Source organism: Desulfosporosinus metallidurans (assembly GCF_001936615.1).
GTDB lineage: Bacteria > Bacillota > Desulfitobacteriia > Desulfitobacteriales > Desulfitobacteriaceae > Desulfosporosinus > Desulfosporosinus metallidurans.
Window position 1 is genome coordinate 18,223 of record NZ_MLBF01000044.1, and the last position, 19,843, is coordinate 38,065.

The 19,843-nt window shown below is 46.0% G+C and carries 15 protein-coding genes and 2 pseudogenes; 1 reads left to right on the top strand and 16 read right to left on the bottom strand.

Annotation, left to right across the window (positions count from 1 at the left end):
* Positions 1-281: 281 nt before the first annotated feature.
* From mch to DSOL_RS19750, 16 genes and pseudogenes are all read right to left on the bottom strand, one after another.
* On the bottom strand, positions 282-1,256 hold the full coding sequence (gene mch, locus DSOL_RS19680) for a methenyltetrahydromethanopterin cyclohydrolase (RefSeq protein WP_075366503.1): 975 nt from the start codon (positions 1,254-1,256) through the stop codon (positions 282-284).
* Positions 1,241-2,125, bottom strand: a complete 885-nt coding sequence (locus tag DSOL_RS19685; protein WP_075366504.1) for a formylmethanofuran dehydrogenase subunit C — start codon at positions 2,123-2,125, stop codon at positions 1,241-1,243. The genes mch and DSOL_RS19685 overlap by 16 nt, the downstream gene beginning before the upstream one ends.
* Before the next feature lie 84 nt (positions 2,126-2,209).
* Positions 2,210-3,118: a formylmethanofuran--tetrahydromethanopterin N-formyltransferase gene (gene fhcD / locus DSOL_RS19690; RefSeq protein WP_075366505.1), complete on the bottom strand. Its 909-nt coding sequence runs from the start codon at positions 3,116-3,118 to the stop codon at positions 2,210-2,212.
* Entirely contained in the window at positions 3,109-4,761 is a 1,653-nt protein-coding gene (locus DSOL_RS19695) for a formylmethanofuran dehydrogenase subunit A (RefSeq protein ID WP_075366506.1), read from the bottom strand. Before DSOL_RS19695 ends, fhcD begins: the two co-directional genes overlap by 10 nt.
* Positions 4,730-5,692: pseudogene (locus tag DSOL_RS19700) on the bottom strand (formylmethanofuran dehydrogenase subunit B); the annotation flags it as partial. The gene DSOL_RS19695 and the pseudogene DSOL_RS19700, both read right to left, overlap by 32 nt.
* A 12-nt stretch (positions 5,693-5,704) precedes the next feature.
* On the bottom strand, positions 5,705-6,040 hold the full coding sequence (locus DSOL_RS28465) for a molybdopterin-binding domain-containing protein (RefSeq protein ID WP_207649650.1): 336 nt from the start codon (positions 6,038-6,040) through the stop codon (positions 5,705-5,707).
* Positions 6,037-6,387 (bottom strand): molybdopterin dinucleotide binding domain-containing protein, encoded by a 351-nt coding sequence (locus DSOL_RS19705; protein ID WP_282433560.1) that lies wholly within the window; start codon positions 6,385-6,387, stop codon positions 6,037-6,039. Before DSOL_RS19705 ends, DSOL_RS28465 begins: the two co-directional genes overlap by 4 nt.
* A gap of 86 nt (positions 6,388-6,473) precedes the next feature.
* Positions 6,474-7,685 carry an ATP-grasp domain-containing protein gene (locus DSOL_RS19710; protein WP_075366508.1) on the bottom strand — a complete coding sequence of 404 codons (1,212 nt, stop codon included), beginning with the start codon at positions 7,683-7,685 and terminating at the stop codon, positions 6,474-6,476.
* Between the two features lie 2 nt (positions 7,686-7,687).
* Positions 7,688-8,551 carry an NADP-dependent methylenetetrahydromethanopterin/methylenetetrahydrofolate dehydrogenase gene (locus tag DSOL_RS19715; protein ID WP_075366509.1) on the bottom strand — a complete coding sequence of 288 codons (864 nt, stop codon included), beginning with the start codon at positions 8,549-8,551 and terminating at the stop codon, positions 7,688-7,690.
* Positions 8,552-8,605: 54 nt separating this feature from the next.
* The gene (locus DSOL_RS19720) at positions 8,606-9,259 is read right to left on the bottom strand and encodes a DUF447 domain-containing protein (protein ID WP_075366510.1); all 654 of its coding nucleotides are present in this window, start codon (positions 9,257-9,259) and stop codon (positions 8,606-8,608) included.
* Positions 9,231-10,616 (bottom strand): DUF6513 domain-containing protein, encoded by a 1,386-nt coding sequence (locus DSOL_RS19725; protein ID WP_075366511.1) that lies wholly within the window; start codon positions 10,614-10,616, stop codon positions 9,231-9,233. Before DSOL_RS19725 ends, DSOL_RS19720 begins: the two co-directional genes overlap by 29 nt.
* A gap of 91 nt (positions 10,617-10,707) precedes the next feature.
* On the bottom strand, positions 10,708-11,256 hold the full coding sequence (locus tag DSOL_RS19730) for a flavoprotein (RefSeq protein WP_075366512.1): 549 nt from the start codon (positions 11,254-11,256) through the stop codon (positions 10,708-10,710).
* 61 nt (positions 11,257-11,317) lie between these two features.
* Entirely contained in the window at positions 11,318-12,298 is a 981-nt protein-coding gene (locus tag DSOL_RS19735; RefSeq protein ID WP_075366513.1) for a beta-ribofuranosylaminobenzene 5'-phosphate synthase family protein, read from the bottom strand.
* 154 nt (positions 12,299-12,452) lie between these two features.
* On the bottom strand, positions 12,453-13,196 hold the full coding sequence (locus DSOL_RS19740) for an MIP/aquaporin family protein (protein ID WP_075366514.1): 744 nt from the start codon (positions 13,194-13,196) through the stop codon (positions 12,453-12,455).
* Between the two features lie 116 nt (positions 13,197-13,312).
* Positions 13,313-14,776, bottom strand: coding sequence for a DUF2193 domain-containing protein (locus DSOL_RS19745; RefSeq protein WP_075366515.1), 1,464 nt, complete (start codon positions 14,774-14,776; stop codon positions 13,313-13,315).
* Positions 14,777-15,162: 386 nt separating this feature from the next.
* Positions 15,163-16,986, bottom strand: coding sequence for a sigma-54-dependent Fis family transcriptional regulator (locus DSOL_RS19750; RefSeq protein ID WP_083642818.1), 1,824 nt, complete (start codon positions 16,984-16,986; stop codon positions 15,163-15,165).
* A 964-nt stretch (positions 16,987-17,950) separates the two neighbouring features.
* Here DSOL_RS19750 and DSOL_RS30160 point away from each other — a divergent pair.
* Positions 17,951-19,379 (top strand): annotated as a pseudogene (locus DSOL_RS30160) (IS4 family transposase).
* The last annotated feature ends 464 nt before the right edge of the window (positions 19,380-19,843 follow it).

Here is a 19,843-nt window from a genome sequence, read left to right on the forward strand (position 1 = left end):
GGTAAATCACTTGTTCCAAGGATCCGCCAGGCAGCGAACGGACAAGCAAGGCATCCAGATCCCTGAGGTTTTCTCGAGACCCTCCCGCACCCGTTATGATGGTTGCGGGCTCCGGGATAAACGATGTCAGGCGCTGAGGGGAAACGAAGCTAACTTCTGCACCTCTGTTTTGCAGGGCTGTGGCTAAGGCTTGTATGTGGGGTCCTTTTGCTGTTCCCATGATCCCCATTCGCACTCTTTGACGCATATTTTTGTCCCCTCTTGCTTTAACTATCTTTGTCCTACGGTTCAAGCCCAAAAGACGAGGTTAGAAGGTCTCGACGGACAGAACCAGCATGGAAGGAACGACCACTTTGTATATTACTTAGCCACACTTCCGCCGGACTAAATAAGAGCGGATCGATGTCATAGAAATTGCCATACTGCTTGAACAGTTTCCCAAACAGTTCTCCGTAATCACGCGACGCCAGTGACGGGATCTGCCCAATTAGAGAGGCCAGCTTCTCGTCGTCATCTCGCAGATTATAATGAACGGTAGCGCCATAAAGCACGGCATCGTTTGTTCGACCCAAAGCGCTAAGATCACCGGCAGCAACCGGCGGGATCGGGCAAATGCCCCATCCGCTTTCAATAGCTCCCAAGTCATAACCCAGCGCCATGAGCTTATGCAAACCGGTTTCCACCGCACGAGCCGCGATTTGGACCGAACCAGCCGGCGACGCTGTGGGCGCGACTAAAATATAGACATTGGACGGTTCGCACCCGCACTTCTCAACGATCAGATCAACAGCCGCTTCAGTAGGAAGTTTGCGGCTTTCTAAGCAAAGGATGGCAACCGGGGAGGGATCTTCATAGCCTAACTTGGCAAACAGCTCTTCTGTATGAGCCACAGCTCGCCCAGGCCCAGATCCCATAGCCGAAAACTTGTCTTTTTTAATAAACCAGCCGGCATATTGGGAGGCCAGGCAAGCACGGATAGGATGATCGGTTACTACTTCGACCGCAGGCCAGCGTAACCCGCCAAAATCTGCCCAGTGCATCTTCACCTGGGCGAGGCCCCCTAGGCATATCGAAGCGAAGACGACCCCTGCTTCCCACCCCCCTGGAGCATTGATACCGCAGTCAATCACTGTGGCCCCACTGACTAGGTGGACAGCCACCTGAAGCTGCTCACGGCGAGCGATGAGATCTTGGACGATCGGAAGCGCTTGTTGATTGGGACTAAGTTCAAGCACTTTTTTTAATGGCAAAGACATATTAAAATTTCCCCCTTTCCCCCTTCATTAGCGTCACCACTGTAGCGGCGAAAGGACACGTCTTGATATGAAGCTGGTAGCGAGAAGCCTTCCCGGATAAGTTGATTATACAATAAACTCCAGAAGGGAAGCTTATAGGTACAATTGTAATAAAACGTAGGAAGAAGACCTTTCGGCTGAAAAAGGATCACGGTGCCGCGTTGCATTCTCGCACCGACCCGAATCCCTGGAGTTCCTTGAATGAGAATCGTGCCCGCCATCATGCCATAGCCTGGCACGTCTCCGCAATCTCCTTCGACCGCGATGAGCCCTCGGCCCATGTGCGCTCCGAGCATTTGCCCAGCATTACCCCCAATCAGAATCGTGCCACCTGTCATTCCTTTAGTTTTACCTCGATAAGCGGATCCAACAAAATGACCAACTGAACCTTTAACCTGGATGTGCCCACCTTCCATATGGGCACCTAGCCAATCAGCGGCATTTTCCTGAATCAAAAGGGTTCCTCCACGCATAAGCGCTCCGGCGTGTAAACCCACCGACCCCTGAATCACCATTTCCCCTGCGGCCATGCCTTGCCCAAGCCGCTTGAATTTGGAAAGGTCTCCGTGTAAAACAAGCTTTGCCAAATTCTTTTGGCCTTTGTCTGACGAATTCAACACAGGATAAGCAACACCGCTCTTAGTCTCTTCGAGAGATGTAATCTCGACATCAAAGTAGTCGCCGACCCTTTCTTGGCGATTTCCACACCAAAGGAGTATACTTTCTATCTCCTGAATTCCTTTTTCGGTTACATTCTCGGGGTTGATACTTTCTGCTTCCACCGGCACAGAGGGGATTTCTTTCAGAACCAGTGTAACTTGCGTTTTCATGCATTACCCCCTATCCCTTTTTTTACTATAACTAGGCTTTTCGCTAATCTGTACTTCAAGGTTGTTTACTAACCCTTTTAACTCTTAAATCAAAATCTCTTTGAGATGAAAATGATGTTTACCCAAACGTCCTCCGTAATTGCCTGCGGTAATCCTCTGGACACCCTGCACTTGAGTCGCTGCGTTGATCCCCACCTGCATCGCCCGGCTCACAGCCTCGAAGGTAAGTCCATCGATGACAATCTCCAGCACGGCATTGACTCCATCGGGAAGCAGGCTATTGCCAAGGCGTCCTCGAATCGTTGGACAATAGGCTGTATTCGTCGAGGCGGAAAGAAATTTGTAGTTTGACCCAACCTGACTCCCACTGCGGACCACCCCGCCCGGAAATGGAAGGATAACACCACGGATGGTGCGCATGGCCTCTACCGCGGCTTCGGAGGCCAGAAGGGCCGCCTCCGCACTTTTAGCCAAGATAAGAAAATTTCCCCCACCAATCGCTTTGGCAACGGTGAACTCCTCTTGGACTAAAAATTCCCCGTCCATAACTGGAATCCGCCAATAACGCTGATTTCCAATAACTTTACTCGCTTGATAACTATCTCCAAAAAAACGTAACTTTCCTCCGATATTGACTTTGTTCAAGGTATCCCCTTGCCCCTGAAATTCCGGTAATTCTCCGTCGAAGCAGGCTGAAGTCGGGGCGGTCATAATCGCCTGACCGATACGTTTGATAAGATATTTTTCCATGTCTTCTTTCGAGAAGGCAAAAAAGAGGCAATCCAAGCCGAACCGGCCATCCGGCGTACTCGCTGTAGGTCCCTCAATCCCAGCTTCGACCCCACATCCAATAACTGACGTCGCAAAGCCAGTGGCCGCCAAGGCGGCATGGCGAGCCCATGTTTCGTTCACTGCGGTGATGGTCACCCTTGTGCCGCGCATCGTAAACGCCTCCGCGAACGTTTCTTCGATTTCTACACCATTTAAATACAAGGTATCACCTCCGGGCGCTCAACATACTCGTCTTCGACGGCGAAATTCGAGAGCGCAATCGAGTAGAATTTCGCAAAATCATCCGCAAGATCTGGAGGCAATTTCTGTGAGCCCTCAGGCTGAACAAATAGTGTCCGGCCCATAACATTCTTGATCACCTGTCCCTCGCGAACGATAACCTGTCCATCTTTTAAGACATAGGCTGGTTGGGAAAACATCGCTTCCTTATCCTGTTGAAGGCGATAAATGGCAACATCCGCATCAGCGTCAACCCCCAAGTGCCCTTTACGGTATAGTCCCAGAGCTTTTGCCGGACCAGCACGGGTAATGATGGCAATTTCATCTAGCGTGTATTCTCTGTCTAATTCTGCCAAGCAAGTATAACGAACAGCTTTCGGGTTTAGTTCTTCCATCCGTGCCCTACGATAGTCTGCATCCATAAGTAAACGGATGATTTGTGGATAAGCCGTAAACGGCCCCGCATTGGGATGATCAGTCGTTAGGAAAATCTGCCACGGATTCTTGACCAACAGGAGAAGTTCTAAGCCAGTGGACCATTGGATGGCATTCACCAGATTACTCGGGCGATAGATTAAGGGAACGATGCCTGCCCCCGTCTCCATCTCAACGTCTGCATTCGCCCACTTGTTTCCGGTTAACTGGTGAAGGTGGAATTGCATGGGAGAATCCGCAGTCATCGTTGTCACTGGACCGAAAACAATCTGCCCAGCGTCACACGTAAATTCAGGGTGTTGGTTTAGGTACTCCGCTATCTGGGACGCTCCTGATGCTATGCCCCCATTTTTTGTAGCGCCATACGAGTGAAACTGCATATGTGTCAAATGTAAGCGGTGGCCTTCAAGCGTACGCATGGTTTCCAACGTCGTCTGCACATTTCCGGCTTCGCCGAGGTGATTGGAATGAAGGTGTAGGGGGTGTGGCAGATGCAACTCCTCCACCACATCAACCAATTCCAAGAGCATCCGTCGTGGCGTCACGCCAAATGGAGGAACAGGGGTATCGAGATTGACCGAACCCTGGCTCCATTTCCAGCTTTCGACGCCACCCGGGTTCACAACTTTCACAGCATATCCTTTACTGCTCCGTAAAAGCCAAGCTACAAGATCTCTTAGTCGCTCTTTTCGTTTCTCAGACTCGGGCTCACCAAGGACTTTCATCATCATGTAGTTATTGCCCATGAGCGTATAAAATCCAGCGTCAAGTAAGGGTGTATCTTGAAGTTCTTCGTGCACATGACGGGCCAGCAAGGCCGGAACAGCCGCTTCGAATACTGTCGTATAACCAAGCCTCGAGTATAACTGGCCCGTTAAAAATGTACTTGGAATTGTGTATCCCGTTCCCGAGCGCGTGGCGAGCGTCTTGGAATGAACATGATCATAGTGGTCTTCCGGACACATCATGCGTGCGGTATTTACCTTCGGGCCTGCTAAATGGCTATGAATCTCTACGCCACCCGGCATCACGGCACATCCAGCGGCATCGATCACGTCAATATCGCCATTGTGGATTTGAGGAAAGTGAGGCCCTTCGATAATTTTACCGTCCTCAATGTAGATGTCTTTTACCTCTCCTCTGACCCCGTTTGCTGGATCATAAACTTGCCCGTTGATAATCTTTAACATCCGTTATTCTCTCCTTTATGGATTTCAGCACCTCTAGATCGGAAGGAAACGGGAAATCCACCAACTTCTTAACATGCAAAGCCACGTTATCCATCCGATAAAACGTACCTGCAGCCCCTACACCTGCAGGTGCTACCGGGATCACTACGTTGGCCCATGGGGTAGTCCAATTTTCATGTGGTTCCAAGACGATGGTGGGAATATTTTTAAGATGCTCAACTGCAGCTTTAGGAAGATGAGCCCCAGGGTCAGTAGCAATAATTAGGGCGGCGTCTACCTCCCTGCGAACCAACAGATCCATAACACTGAATTCTCCCGGATTGTAACGCGGATACCCACGGCTCAAATTCACAGCAAAGGGATACCCAGTTTGCCAAGTCAAAACCTGATTGCTGCCATTGACATTACCGTGACCCCGCATTGGAATAGCATAGAAGCGAGTGAACTCATTCATTTCCCCGACCAGTGTATTAATTTGTTCCAAATTGATCTCTTTCCCTCGGCTCTGCGTAACACCAATTCCAAACATGACAACCCCGTAATGGCACTCCTTCATTAAGGCAACCAATTCCCGCCACTTAGACAAAGGTACACCGCCGACGGTACTGTCTTCTTCATGAAGCTCTTGTAAAGGTAAACCTTTGATTAAGGCGCGTAAGACTGTGGCAATCTCAAAGTCTTGTCCAGGAGTAATCTGTAAAAATTCATCGGCTTGTTTTGATGTTGCTGTCGGTCGTACATCAATCACGACTACTTTCCGACCTTTACGGCCTTCCGGAACGAAAAGCCCTTTTGATAACGCAGAATAGCGGCTAAGATGGCGCATATGGGATTCCATAGGATTGCAACCCCAGTAAATTAAGAGGTCTGCCCGATTCTTAACTTCGCCTAGTGTACATGTAGCCAGTCCAACTGACTGGCGGGCGACAACGCCCGGACCGTGTCAATAGGACGAAGGGTTATCAACGATTCCTCCGATCAGTTCGGTCAAAGCTACAGCCTCACGCTGCGCTTCGGTTGTCGTACTACATAAACCGTAGACAAGCGGGGATTTGGCTTTTGATAATATCCGTGCCGCTTCATTCAATGCGGCATCCAGGGTAGCGGATTGACCGTTGACACGGAAAGAAGCCAAATCAGATTGGGCGTGCATAAGTTTGTTTCGACCAATCGTACAAGCCCGTTTCACTTTTACAATTTTGTTGTTTGCCACTTCGACTTCAAGGTCGTCACAAAGACTTCCGCAGAAAGTACATACGACATCCTGATAGATACTCATTTACGTATCTCACCTCCTAGATCTGCCCGATTAGGCAGTTTATCTTCCGGTTCTAGCGTAACGACTAATCCCTTAAAATCCGGAACTCCTGATCCATGTGTTTCACCACTAATTAATTGACTCGCTGTCGGACCCAGTGGCAGAAAGAATAATCCGTGCGGACCTTCCGTGGGCCGGCAGGTAACAATGACCTCACCATCCGGACTTTTCAACCGTGCTGTTTGGCCCAGAGCCATTCCTATGGCAGCGAAATCATCGGGATTAATAGCCAGCGTCGATGTTTCTTCGAGGTATTCCGGGGTTAATTTTCCGTTCTCCATAGTAGCGCCTTGCCGGCCGGTTCGCACAGTAATTAGTAAACCGGAAATAATGCCTATGACGCTCCCCTCCTTTAATTCTATAGTTATCCAAACTAACTTGCTGCTTATGCGCTTTAGTGGGCGGCGGATAACTTGATATCACCAAAAACCTGGCGGGCCCATTCCGACTTTACTTGCAAGTTTTGCCAACAAGCGGCATCACTCGCAGCATCGCTCAGAACGGTACAGATGGGCTGTCCGCTCTCAAGCCTGGTTCCAGCGGGCGGAATATCGCGCACTCCCTGCCCGTATAGATACTGCATATCCAAATCTGCCGTGACTTGGAAAGAGGATTGGGCATAGACGATACTTTTTCCCCAAAAACCTTGCATGCCATGCTTGTGAACTGACTTACGGTTGTCTCCGCTGGAGGGGAACTGATTCTGTCCCTTTGCTTTACAAGCGGCAATATGATGGGAAAACAAGCGTTCTCCCCTCCGTTTCTCAATCAGTTCCACTGAAGCTGACCAACGGGGATTCAATTCCAGAACCCAAATCCCGCTCGAGTTAACAATAAAATCCAGGGTGTTAACCCCTCTTAAGCCAAAAGCTGAGGCAAGGTGTTTACTGATGCGGATCAAATCCTCTTCAAAAGTCCTAAGCCCTGGTAGGAATGAGATATCGAATGGCACAATATTTCCGGCATAGATAAAAGGCTGAGACCCCTGTATTCCAGTCAACTGGCGGCTGGTCCCCAACACAACCGCCTGTCTCCCGTCCGCCAAGAAGGTGACCGAAGCCGGAATACCGGAAATATATTTCTGGACAATATATCGGGACGGATCCCCTAGACTGGAGATCAGCGCCCGAGCAGCCGCCTTTTCCTGGGGCAATTCGGCAATCCCGTGTCCCCCGCCCCTGTTCAGGGGTTTCAGAAGCCATTTTTCCCCTGCCTCATCCGAGCTCCACTGTTCCACGCGATAAAATTCGGGCATCGCGATCCCAATTTCAGAAAGGGCCTGCCTGAGTTGCCACGGATCCCGCACCTGCATTAAAGCAGAAACCCCGTTCCCGTACAACAAGCCCCGCTCCTCCCAGAAAGTTAATTCCTCGGGGTGGTTTTCCGGTCCGGAAGCATAAACCAGCCCTTGACAAGTCAAGCCTCGGGCAACCTGCAGCAAATCTTTCACGGTCGGAGCCAAACCGAGGTCATTCACGATGCCCACGGTTTTTCCACACCGCCGGGTGTCTAAATCTCCAAAGAAATCAATCCCCATGATCGGGTACCCTGACTCCACAGCGGACTCCATGAGTGCTCGAATGCTTGCCCCGACAATAAGGAACATTTTTAGGCCTCCATTTTCTTGGCCAAGGCATAGATGGATGCGAAGTCTAAAACCTGGTCATTACGCTCAAACAAAGCCTGAACGGCAGCGCGGTGCACTTTCATTTTCAAGTTGCCGATCGCAATAGCTCCGTACAGGATTTTCCCTTCCCTTTCCTTGCCATTGTCCGTAACTTTCATTCCCTCCACACCTAACGGCTCTACTGCATTAATGTCTGCAATGATTTCCAGGGAACGGGCAGAGGCCCACGCCGCTTGCTCCAGCAGCCGTACACCCGGGGCACCGCAGCTGGCTATGATGTTGATTCCTTGGGCTAATGTTTTATCTACATCCTCAGGATTAACCACTTCTACAGGTTTTACCTTTACACCGATATTTTCCTCCATGTGCTTGCAAACTTCCTGAGCACGCGCAAGTTGACGGGAAGAAAGGAAGACCTCACATCCCTCCTGCACCAGCAGCGTAGCCGCCCGGATCCCTACCGGTCCCGTACCGGCCAGGACCAGTGCTTTCTTGGCCTTAAGTTCCCGCCCCTGGGCAATTTTATTCACTAAAGCAGCTGCCGTCGTATTGCAGCCGTTGGCATCAAACATCACAGATACCCGGAAATCCGCAAAAAACGTGTCAAGGAGTTTTCTCATCAGCTTTTCCGCCGCCGGTACCTGGGTGCCGCCTATAAATACGGCCGTGTTGCGCAGTCCTTCTCCGCCCCGGGTAAAGATTGCCCCGTACACAAGATTCGCAACTTCCTCCAGCTGAACCCCTCCATAGGCCAACACCTGATCCGCTCCGGCATCGTAGGCCGTAATCTGATCAAAAATACTCGCTTTAGAATCTGATTCGAGATGGATTAAGATTTTTTTCATATCAAACCCTCCCTGTAAAATATGTCTGCCGCCTATCCTTAAACCCTGGCTTCATTACAAGCTTGCCTTTCTTCCGTCCCAGGGAATTCTCGGCACCTGAATTCCCTTTTCGCCCAAAAAGTTGCCGACTTTATTAAAAGCATGCTGTTCCCTGTTACCGCCTGTTTTTTCAACCACTTCCAACCACAGGGGCCAGGATTCGATTATTTTACCTATTGGCAGCCATTGCCAGCGGGTCGCTGCGATAGCCGCTTCCAAAACGGCCCCTTGAGCCCTGCAGAATCCTTCAAATCCTCCCTTTTGCTCACGATGCTCAATCTTTCCCTCTAGGAAAGCCGGTTCAGTGGAAGGATCAAAACAGGTAACTGTAAATTCCCATATTGTCCTTGCGTGCGCCATGCTCGGTGGCCGAACTTTTTGGGAAGGCACAAATGGCGGGCAACCAGAGTAAAGGGCTGTTTCCACAAAAACCAAAACATCGTCCGTGAAGTTGATAACGCCCTGTCCTGTCGCTTTCAGGTTCTCATAAGTTTGTGAACCGGGATAAAGGCGGAAAACAATCCGCTTGACTGGAGAACGTCCGGGATCTGTATCGGGAAGGTGCATGCCCATCGGGGCAAAATTCACAATACCGTCAACGCTTATAGACGATAGAATAGTTTCAAGAATCATTAACCATTTACCTTCTCTCGTTGCCTTTTTCATCATTAAGATAACCCCAACGCAGCGGATCGTCCTGCACATATTTTTTGCCTAAATGCTGAGCCATTTCCGCTTTGCCTAACTCCCGCCCAAGATAGAAAGCATGCTTAGGATCTTGAATACTAAGTTGGGAAAAAAGCTCTTGCGCTGAAGTCCCTTGTAAAAAAATAAAGGCGTTAAAAATATAAATGAAATGGTCATCTACAAAAATCCGATAGTTTTTATCCTTAATTTCCGCCTGCATCTCCCTTAATTCAGCCGCTTCAAACGCGTTGCCAAAAGGATCTTTAATGGTTAATAAACCATAGTCCAGGTGCTTAGGCAACCTGCCTTCCAGCACGGCGCGGTACATCAACTGCCGAGCCAGGCTTGTTTCCCTAACGGCGCCGCGTGCCCTGTGACTAACTTCCGTCGTGAGGAAATAATTTACATTAAGCTCTGTTGCCATTCCAACCATCAGAGCATTAATTCCCGTGCTGTCAGCATCAATCAGTTCTGTCACATTTCCCAAACCCATGAGCAAAGGGCATTCAGGAAAATCTTTCCTCACCTTGCGGTACCGACTGATGCCCTCGACCAAGCCCATCGTCAAAGGAGGTAGAATGGGGTCGAGAATACAGGACGTATTCCACTTGTCCAATGTCTCCATGTTACGGTACAGAGAAGTCAAGTCTTCTCCATCATCAGGAATTAGCACAACCGGACAGTCCAGAATTTTTGCCAACTCTAAATTGTTCGAGTTTAAGCTGAGCACTAAATCTACTCCTGCCTGATTCGCCGATACAATATCTTTTTTCTGAAGGCTGTCTATACTTACCTTAAAACCTTCCGCTTTAAGTGTCTGGATAACATTCCGCAGATAGGGAAAGGGCTGATCTACATCCCCTCCGATATCGATGATATCAGCTCCGCTCCTCCGATAGTAGTGAGCCCTTTCCACAATTTGAGATATGCTCATCCTGGGAGCATTGACAATTTCCGCGAGAATCTGAATAGGTGAAGTCATCTGATTTTGTAAGGGTTCCGGAGTAGTATGGTTCGGATACTGCTCCCCTCTTAGAAAAGAAGGCAGATCCTTTAAATCAGTCGGGCCTCTCCGGACCTGGCACCCCGTAGCCTGGATAACAGGTTCCAGAGGACCTTGACACAAACCCGGAATTATAATAATTTCCTCTCTACTTAAAAGAAGCCCCTTGCTAAGCTCCTTGCCAAGCTTTCGCGCGATGAAGTCTGTCGTCATCAGAGCTGCCACCGTGCATTTAAGGACTTTGACCTCAAGTTGCATCTCAAGATTTGTTTTTTTGATCAATTTCACAAGAGCCCGATAAGCAATAGTTCCGGTAATCAATAAATATTTCTCCATAGAAACAACACCTTTTTCCGGAAGAGATTAGACATCTGTTAGGCGCAGGCAGAAGCCTTAGCCGCACTAATGCTGTCTTATAATTTTCTGTCTAAACAAGAAAAGTGTGCAAATGAGATTTTAATTGTTCAGGATCGGTAGCCAGTGTCACACCGGGCCAGCTCGCTAAACGGTTTATATTTTCCAGGTCGATCTTTCGTACATGGACCAAAACCTGATCTCCCCGCGGTGTTAGCGAATTAATTTCCGGTTTGGAATCACAAGGTAACAGTATCACCGGTATTTGACACTTACCGGCATGGGCAAATAGATTCGTAATTAAATTGTCCGAAATTCCACTTACCATCTTGGCGATAGAATTTGAAGTCACTGGGGCGATAACAACTAGTTTGTACTCTCCCAGATATAGTTTTGTTACCGGCGGGGAACCAGCGCTTGTATCCATATAAATACGATGTTGGAATTTTTGTAACTTTTCATATAGGTCGTAGCTAAGAAGAACTTCTCTAGCAGCTTTGGAAAGAAAAATATCTGCCTGATTTAAGGCGAGCAGAACATCAAGACATGAGGGCAAAAAATGTCCAGCTCCTGTTATGCCCCAGGCTATCCTTGATTGAATCCTTTTCCCCTGTTCAGTCATCGTGATCCTTGACTCCTCTCCTGATTCCCCTAATTAATATAAAAAAGCCTGATAGTACAAATTAACGCCAACCCCAATCTGCGCCACGATTTACCGCCTGTGCCAACCACACTTGACCATGGTTACCCATAAAATTCCGAGTGCCTTCCACTAATGAACCTAAATTCTTCTGATCCGTAAAACCGTATACCGTTGGGCCCCAAGAGCTTTGGCCTACTCCGGCAGCCCCTTGAGATAGCATGTAATCTGCCACTAGAGCACCCTGGGCCGTAGCAAAGCGTCCACCTTGCACTGGGGTAAAATAGTCGCCTAAATACTCCTGAATTTCAGTCACAGCCTGTCCAAAGTGTTTCAAGTCCCTTTCTATTAATGAGGGCAACAACTTCAAAAGAAGAAGCCGGCTAATTCGACCAGAAATATGCTCCTCCATCGGCGACATAGCCTTAAAGAGCTTTTCTTCCTTAGTGCCAAACATTTTCTCTTCTTTATTGGGAATAGCTAAAATGACGGACCATTCCTCAGGAAATGGGAGGCGGGTAAGCAGCGGAGGGACGTGAAACTTAGTCTCAGCCAAATTCATTTCTTCCCTAGTCGTTGCCGGTTTTCCCCCATCAACCAAAAAACCTCCCTGTTCAAATCCTGCCACTCCAATTCCGGAGCGGCTTCCCTCCCGGTCTGTCAACCCTGCTAGTTCCAGTAGGGATGGCTGCAACCCATATACGCGGGTAAGCGCAAAACCCAGGGCCAAAGCAAGCTGAGTCCCAGAACCCAAACCACTGTGACTTGGCAGGGACTGAAGGATGTTTATTTTGGCGCCAGGTAAGGAATAGTGTTCAATATACTGTTGTGCAATACGCATAACCCTGTTTTTTTCAGATTCCGGACTGTCAATGAAAAGGCCATTTTCCCGATCCGCTGTTAACTCCAACTGAGGTTGATCAATCGCTAAGCCCAAACCTCCATAAAGACGACCCAAAGAGCCATTTAAGTCCAACTGTCCGAGGTGCAATCGGGAGCCTGTTTTGACCCAGAATTTCGGCATACATTCATCACCTTTCCATGGCAAAGTAGGAAAACATTTCAGATCAGTTAACTGTGATTTTTTTGTCGGCCGCCGCTTTCTTCAACAGGAAGGCTCCGAAGCGAAGCCTTCCTTTAACACAATATTTAGGCCTTTTTACTCAACAGTATTTGTTTCAGTCTTCTTTCACCACTGCGTCATACACCAATACCGCCAAGATCGCACCGATAATTGGGGCTACCAGAAAAATCCAGTATACAGGCCAACCATTGGGGCCGCCCACCAAACTGTCCACTAAAATCGGTCCAAAAGAACGTGCTGGATTGATTCCTTGTCCGGAAATATTTCCAAATGCGGTGATAATCAAAGCGATATTTAATCCTATACCTAAACCCCCTAAGCCCTTTGGAGCTCTTTTGTCAACGGCATAAGCCATGATACCTGACATGAGCAAGAAAGTGCCAACTAATTCGGCAAAAAACACCTGACTTAGGCTCATTCCTGGAAATACTCCCGGCGCTCCTAACCCCCCAACAGTAGCACCCTTGCTCCCAAGCAGGCCAAGAAGAGTAAAAGATCCAAGGGTAGCCCCAATAAATTGGGCGATTATATAGACAATGGCATCTTTGGTAGGAATGCGTTTGGTTATCCAAAGAGCAATAGTTACTGATGGATTAATATGACAGCCTGATACCGGCCCAAAAAGATAAATAGCTGTTGCAATCACAATTCCGAAGCACATACCGATTGCCAGCCAATCACCCAATCCCCCTAAAGCGCCAATACCGATATTAAAGGCAGAAGCCTTTTTTTCGCCGTCAGCCAACATCAGAGTAACTGCTGCACTACTAGTACCAACCGTAACAAGCATCCATATTCCAATTAATTCAGCAAAGAACTTCTTAGTTAATGAAACCATTTAACCACCCCTCAGCAAATATGATCAATAGAAATAGGCCTATTCAAGAGGAGAGGAGGCTTTAGCGTCACCTCCAACTCTCCTTCCCGATTTACTCTGAGCTTTCGGTTTTGCTCTTAAACAGCACTGTTCCAGTTACAGTAGCTACACCGCTGCACTAAACTCACTACAGCGCAGTCTTTGCAAACCCTTGCAGGTGAACCCGGGTTTGTCGGATCTAACGCGATAATGTTGGTCATTAACGTTGCTGTCACTGGTTCGCTAGTGAGGAGACAAGGGAAATCTGCCAGACGCATCAGCGAGGAGAAATGTACCGTTATCCCGCATGCAGGGTAAGTATAACGCTGCGGATTAGCAATAACTTCATTGGCATCAATTGCACTTAGTTGAACCGGAACTCCTTTTACTTTTCCGGTTTTCAAGATTTTACTACCACGGTGAATCATGTCCATAAAGTCTACATTGTGAAGTTCAGCCGCAGGCCCGCGATCTGGATATTTTTGGACAAAGTTTGTGTAACGTTTAGAAAGAAGATCAATAACCATTGGTACGGTGAAAGCGTCTTTTTCAAGGATGTAAGTTGTGGCAGCAGCCGTCGCTCCTGTTGCAACGCTCAAAACTTCATAAACACTTTTGAAGCCTTGTTCTAAACCTATCTTTAAGGTTTGCTCCATGACGTCTGTTGTCGCCTCGATAATAGCCATGGTCATGTCATCTTTTGTCATGTTATACATGGATTGCGAAATGTGATGGGCTATATCGCCAACGCAATACGCCGGTACGGTGACAATGTTACCGTAATGTACTCCCGCCTTAACCGCAGCTTCAACCGCCGGGCGCATTCTTTCTTTATAGATTTCCATGTATTTCTTGACGTCAAATGAGGAATGCCCAGAATCTGTCATCAATTTCGTTTGGGCTTCAATCGGACGATCATAGACTAGTTGTAGCATGGCAATTTCTTCTTCGACTGCCTTTGCCGTCGTCGATCCAGCATTGATCGCAGAAGCGAAAGCTGCACCAATTCCATATGAGGTATTCATTCCCCAAGATTTTGAAGATAAAATGGTTTGTTTATATTTTTTCTCCATATCTATGCCGGTTAAAATGGTATTCACAACGTTACTGGTTGATCCTGGAACGAAAGCAAAATCTACCACGCATGTAGGACCGTAGAAACCACCATAGCGTCGTAAAGATTCCCTGCCAATCAAAGCCTCATTCTTAGCAAGCGCCTCGATGAATTGTTCTACTGCACCCCTGAACGCCGGGTCCAATTCGTAAAGGATTTCGAGGATAGGTGGAGTTTGGTAATGCTCGACGAAGGGATCATCTTCAGGACGAACCGTATCTGTGAGTTGTAACAATGTTTCATAATGGGCATTCACAGAATCAACATGAAGACGAATCACTTCAGGACTTTGTCCTTCTGCAACGGTCATCGCGTTGACGGCGTCGACATATGGTTTGGCATCAGTGATTTTGAACTCTCCACCTCTTTTTACCTTAATCACGCTCAAATCGGCTTTTTGTGCTGCTAAGGCTTCCTTGATCATTTTGGCATACATTGCTTTTGACATGAATTTTAAACCCCCTATTTCTCATTTGGATACCCTTGTACTGTATCCCTATACCTATATAAGCAAATAACATGCCAAGCCCTCAATTTATAGTCTAAATATTAAGATTATTATTAATTATTAAATTTATAAAGAATATTATACGGATTTGTACTTCTAACATCATAAGTGGTTATCTAAAAATTGTTTTGTTTGATTTCGTTATTAGAACTTTTGACTGTCAAGTAGATAAAACATTGCTCAAAATTGATACACTGTTCAAAATTGTAACGTTACATTTTTGACAGCCAAATATAAAGAGCTCTTCGATAACTTCGAAAGAGCTCTTTATGACAAAAAGGTCGTATGTTTTAACTATAAAATTTTCCCATTGCTCTGACAACCATTTAAGTATTTGGGATGGCAATGTGGTACTTTTTTAGTTTTCGGTAAAGTGTATTACGGGCGATGCCTAACTCTGAAGCGCAATAAGTAATATTCCAACTTGCCTTTTCTAGGGTCTCAATGATTAGCTTCTTCTCCAACTCCCCCATCGAGGAGACATTGTTTTTGGCCTTCGCAGGTGGTTCGCCTAAGCTTTGTAATGACTCCGGTAAATGTTCGATCGTAATGATTCGTCCCTTTGCTATGGTCACAGCACGTTCAATGGCATTAGAAAGTTCGCGGACATTTCCCGGCCAAGCATAGTTCTCTAACGCTTCAGCAGCTTTTCTATCAAGTTCACATAACGGTAACTGGAGCATCTGCGAAAATTTATAGATATAATAATCTACTAAGAGTAGGATATCTCCTTTTCTGTGACGTAAAGGAGGCACCGAAATATTAATAACGTTTAGGCGGTAGTACAGATCTTCCCGAAAATTACCCCTCTGAACTTCTTCCTTCAAATCTCTATTGGTTGCTGCAATCACTCTAATGGTAACCGCAATTGACTTAAATCCCCCTATGCGAACAACTTGTTTCTCTTGAAGTACTCGTAATAAAGATACTTGCGTCTCTAATGGCATGTCCCCAACTTCATCCAAGAAAATCGTACCTTCGTTGGCCAACTCGAATTTACCTGGCCGGCCCCCTCGCTTTGCCCCGGTAAATGCGCCTTCTTCATATCCGAAAAGTTCACTCTCAATAAGATCTCGCGGGATGGCTGCACAGTTAATGGCAACAAATGGGCCATGACTGACCGGGCTAGCATTGTGTAAAGCTTGGGCAAACATTTCTTTACCCGTGCCGCTCTCGCCCTGTAAGTAGATTGAGGACATGCTATCTGCAACAGCTTTAGCCACTTGGATACTTTGTTGTAGTGACGCGCTTTGTCCAATAATGTCTTCGAACGTAAAATGTGCTCTTGCCCCAACTATTTTATTAACTAAGCGGTGTACATTTTTTATTTCCCGAAGGATTACCACACCACCACAGACTTCATGGTTTTTGTCAATAATAGGTTGACCTGAAAACAAAAAGCGTGCCTGCCCGCATCCTATGTCGAGGGAAATCTCGCGGTCAATAATCGTACGTCCTTCATTAAGCATTTCAGCTGAAATATATGAGTTTTTTAAAAAATCGCCAATCATTTGACCCTTGTAACTCTCAGAGTTAATATGCAAAATTTTATACGCAACCGGATTCAACTTGGTAATTCTTCCTGCTTCATCAAAAGAGATAAGTCCCTCAGACATAGACTGCAAAATAGCATTAACATTATTATAAGCTCGAACAATCTCCGCATTCGCGGATTCCAAGCGCAATAAATTCTCGATTGCTTCGGCTGCTGCGACGACCATCCCTAATGTATGAGCGTGAGCATGATGATAATCTCCAGAAACATCTAGAATTCCTATCATTTCGCCGTGTTCTCCCCTGATCGGTGCCCCTGAACAAGTAATCCCATGGTTCATTCGGGAAAAATGCTCTGTCGCAAAAACTTGAAGTGGTTTTTCCTCAATTTTCACTAGGCCCATAGCATTCGTTCCTTTGCTCTCTTCACCCCAGAATTCACCAATTTGAAAATTACTATTTTGATCTAAGATAGCTTGATCTCCTAAAAGCTCAAGTATACAGGCCTCATGATCAAGTAAAAGAACAACGAAGCCAGAACCTTTTACCAACTGAAAAAGTCTCTCTAAAAAAGGTTTAGCCACTTTAATAAGCTTTCGATTAGCTTTTATCCGAATCTCTATCTCGTATTCGGAAGCTCGTGAGGTACAAATCACTTCCGGGTTCAGATTCCTCGCCAGGCAACGTTGCCAAGAGGACTTGATTATGGGATTTATCTGGGCTATCGTACTATTAGTAATCCCCTTTATAACAAAATCTTCCCAAGCTTGGTATAAATGTTGAATATATCATCACCTCACCTTTTTAACTTTTGGTAATACTCCGATAGTCGTATATATAGTACCGAAACGTCTAGAGCTCGGTGAAGTCGCGTGAGAACAACCATTACCATAGGGAATATTAACCTTTGGGAAATCTGTCCAGAGGTTGATGGTGTAGTCCAATAAAAATACGGAAGTCTATAAAATGCCGAAGGTAAGAATGTATGTAGAACCTACTGACGAAATTTCGCATGAAGTGGTGAGTGTTGGATCTGATAGAAATGTCAGGACAACTATATGATTCCAGTGCCAGAAACCTATTTTTCATCTCAAAGGTTGTAGACTAAACCATATTTTTATTTTGAGAAGGCCCTTAAAAAGGGCTAAAAGCGAGTAATATTTATTCAATTTAGAGCGAAAAACGTATCAATTATACTTTCTGCACTGGAATCATATATGTAGGTAAATGAGGAAGATTAAAAATATCTTCTATAAAATAAAAATCCTTTCGATGTTTTTAAGCATCGAATATAAAATAAATACATGGAGTGGAATATGGTGGAAAGCAAAAGATATCCGAAAGAATTTAAAAGATCAAATCTTAAGGGAACCTCAGGAAGTGGGTAACGCATTTCCCTGGCGCTAAGAAACATGGAATTAACGTTAAAGTGGTTTACTGATGGGGATAAGGAATCCTAGCAAGTGATGCAAAATAGATAGTTGATAGAAGTTTCGCACCCATAAAACAGCCTAAATTTCAGCCTAAAAAGAGACAGAAAAACAATGAAAATCCGCATGAACACTGGGTCTTTGGTATAATAAGATGCTAATCCAAATCAACCAAAAATGAGGTGTTATCATGCGGAAACCTATCAAAGAAATTGAAAACGTACTCCAAAATCATGGTTATTCGATTAACAACATTATATATGAAGTTATGAAGACGTTCAAGCTTAAAACACTGTGCCGCCAAGTTGGCTTTCAAAAACAGGCGGGCTACAGTACTTCGGAAATCCTCACGCTCATGTTAATGTTACCTCTAATGTTACTGAAAAGTGTCCATGCTTTATACAAAAGCGAATTTCAAAAGGTTACCACTATGAAAAAAGACTCCATCTATCGACTGAAAAACAGTGAAAAAATGCCGTGAAGATCGTTGCTACTCGCTATGGCCAAGCAATTTCAACGATTGGTGAATCCTACGAACGAAGTCGCTGACAAGTCTGCTTTCATTTTGGATGATACGACTCACGCTAAGACAGGCCGAAGAATTGAACAGATCACCAAGGTTTGACCATGTTGCAGGAAAGAAAGGCAACAAATTAGGCTTTAAAAATCTAACACTTGGCTTATTCGACGGTAAAAGTTTGCTTCCTTTAGACTTAACACTTCAAGTAGAAAAGGCACTAAAAAAGGCTCGACACCGCAAAGAACGATTTAAAAAGAAACGGGACCCCAAATCTGCTGGGGCGAAACGCATCCAAGAATGCCGCGTTAGCAAAATCACGAATGGTCTTGATATGCTGAAACGGGCAGTAAAACAGGGATTTCGGGCTAAATATGTACTTGTTGACAGCTGGTTCCTATAGCAGCCACGAGTTTATTCAGACGGTTCGAGGATTGGGCAAAAAACCGATGCATTTGATCTGTGGGGTTCGGCAAGATGCGCGAAAGTATCTTTATAATGGGGATTCTCTCAATGCCAGTCAGTTAAAAACAGTCCTGAAAAACGAAGGAAACGAAAAACGCTGTCGGAAACGGAATATCCGTTATTTCGAGGTCCTCGTTGATTATGAAGGGATCGGGCAAGTCAAACTGTTTTTTTGCCGGTTTCCCTATCAGAAAAAATGGAGGTTGTTTCTCTCAACCGATACAACCCTCAGTTTACTGAGCATGATGGAGATTTACAGCATCCGTTGGACCATAGAAGTCTTTTTTAAGGAAACTAAGCAGCACCTGAAACTAGGGACCTGTCAATCGAGGGATTTTGATGCTCAGATTGCCCATATAACAACCTGTTATCTTCTCTTTATTCTTCTGGCCTATTTTCGCCGAGTGAATGCCTATGACTCCCTAGATGGCTTATTTATTGAAATCAAAGACGAACTTATTGAGAAGAATGTAGCGGAACGACTCTGGGAATTATTTGATGATTTGCTGCAAGTGGTGATCACAAGCATCGTGGACATTTTGGAATTTAGGAATTCCGTTGAATATGAGATTTGAAAGAGCTATTTGAGAATTCTTTTCTTAATAACCAGCTAAAAGCCCCTGAAACGGCCAGTTAATTGGTAATAATAAAAAGGAAATAATGGCATTAAGCTACCTGGAAATTAGAGAAACAGGGGTTTAGAGGGGTGCGAAACTTCAGTTGATACCTTACATCGTCTAAAGAATTTCAGGTTAATATCTTGCAAGCATTGTACCACAAAACTTTTCGTTTATTATAGGTACTCAACTTTCGATCCTAGGGCTAACGCATCTGAACAACCTTATTTAGATAATATATGATATTGCATAGAAAGCGTCAACGAGGAGTATAATGCCCTTTGGAGTAAGTTTGCCGCGCTGTCAATTCAAAAATAACGGATGATCTTGCATACCGTTTTGAAGCAAATAATTTTCAGTCATTTATTTCCGGTATAGAGACTCCGTATTGGCTAACGGCAACTCGAAACGAAGACTCCAGCCGTGTGGATCGAACGGGTGGAACCCCGGCTCCCAGTCGAAACCCTAATCCAGTGTTCAGTAG

What these genes read in the sequence shown, in the direction of transcription:
- mch (WP_075366503.1), bottom strand. Translation starts at nt 1,256, where the DNA reads ATGTCTTTGCCATTAAAAAAAGTGCTTGAACTTAGTCCCAATCAACAA.
- DSOL_RS19685 (WP_075366504.1), bottom strand. Translation starts at nt 2,125, where the DNA reads ATGAAAACGCAAGTTACACTGGTTCTGAAAGAAATCCCCTCTGTGCCG.
- DSOL_RS19695 (WP_075366506.1), bottom strand. Translation starts at nt 4,761, where the DNA reads ATGTTAAAGATTATCAACGGGCAAGTTTATGATCCAGCAAACGGGGTC.
- DSOL_RS28465 (WP_207649650.1), bottom strand. Translation starts at nt 6,040, where the DNA reads ATGAGTATCTATCAGGATGTCGTATGTACTTTCTGCGGAAGTCTTTGT.
- DSOL_RS19710 (WP_075366508.1), bottom strand. Translation starts at nt 7,685, where the DNA reads ATGTTCCTTATTGTCGGGGCAAGCATTCGAGCACTCATGGAGTCCGCT.
- DSOL_RS19715 (WP_075366509.1), bottom strand. Translation starts at nt 8,551, where the DNA reads ATGAAAAAAATCTTAATCCATCTCGAATCAGATTCTAAAGCGAGTATT.
- DSOL_RS19720 (WP_075366510.1), bottom strand. Translation starts at nt 9,259, where the DNA reads ATGATGAAAAAGGCAACGAGAGAAGGTAAATGGTTAATGATTCTTGAA.
- DSOL_RS19725 (WP_075366511.1), bottom strand. Translation starts at nt 10,616, where the DNA reads ATGGAGAAATATTTATTGATTACCGGAACTATTGCTTATCGGGCTCTT.
- DSOL_RS19730 (WP_075366512.1), bottom strand. Translation starts at nt 11,256, where the DNA reads ATGACTGAACAGGGGAAAAGGATTCAATCAAGGATAGCCTGGGGCATA.
- DSOL_RS19735 (WP_075366513.1), bottom strand. Translation starts at nt 12,298, where the DNA reads ATGCCGAAATTCTGGGTCAAAACAGGCTCCCGATTGCACCTCGGACAG.
- DSOL_RS19740 (WP_075366514.1), bottom strand. Translation starts at nt 13,196, where the DNA reads ATGGTTTCATTAACTAAGAAGTTCTTTGCTGAATTAATTGGAATATGG.
- DSOL_RS19745 (WP_075366515.1), bottom strand. Translation starts at nt 14,776, where the DNA reads ATGTCAAAAGCAATGTATGCCAAAATGATCAAGGAAGCCTTAGCAGCA.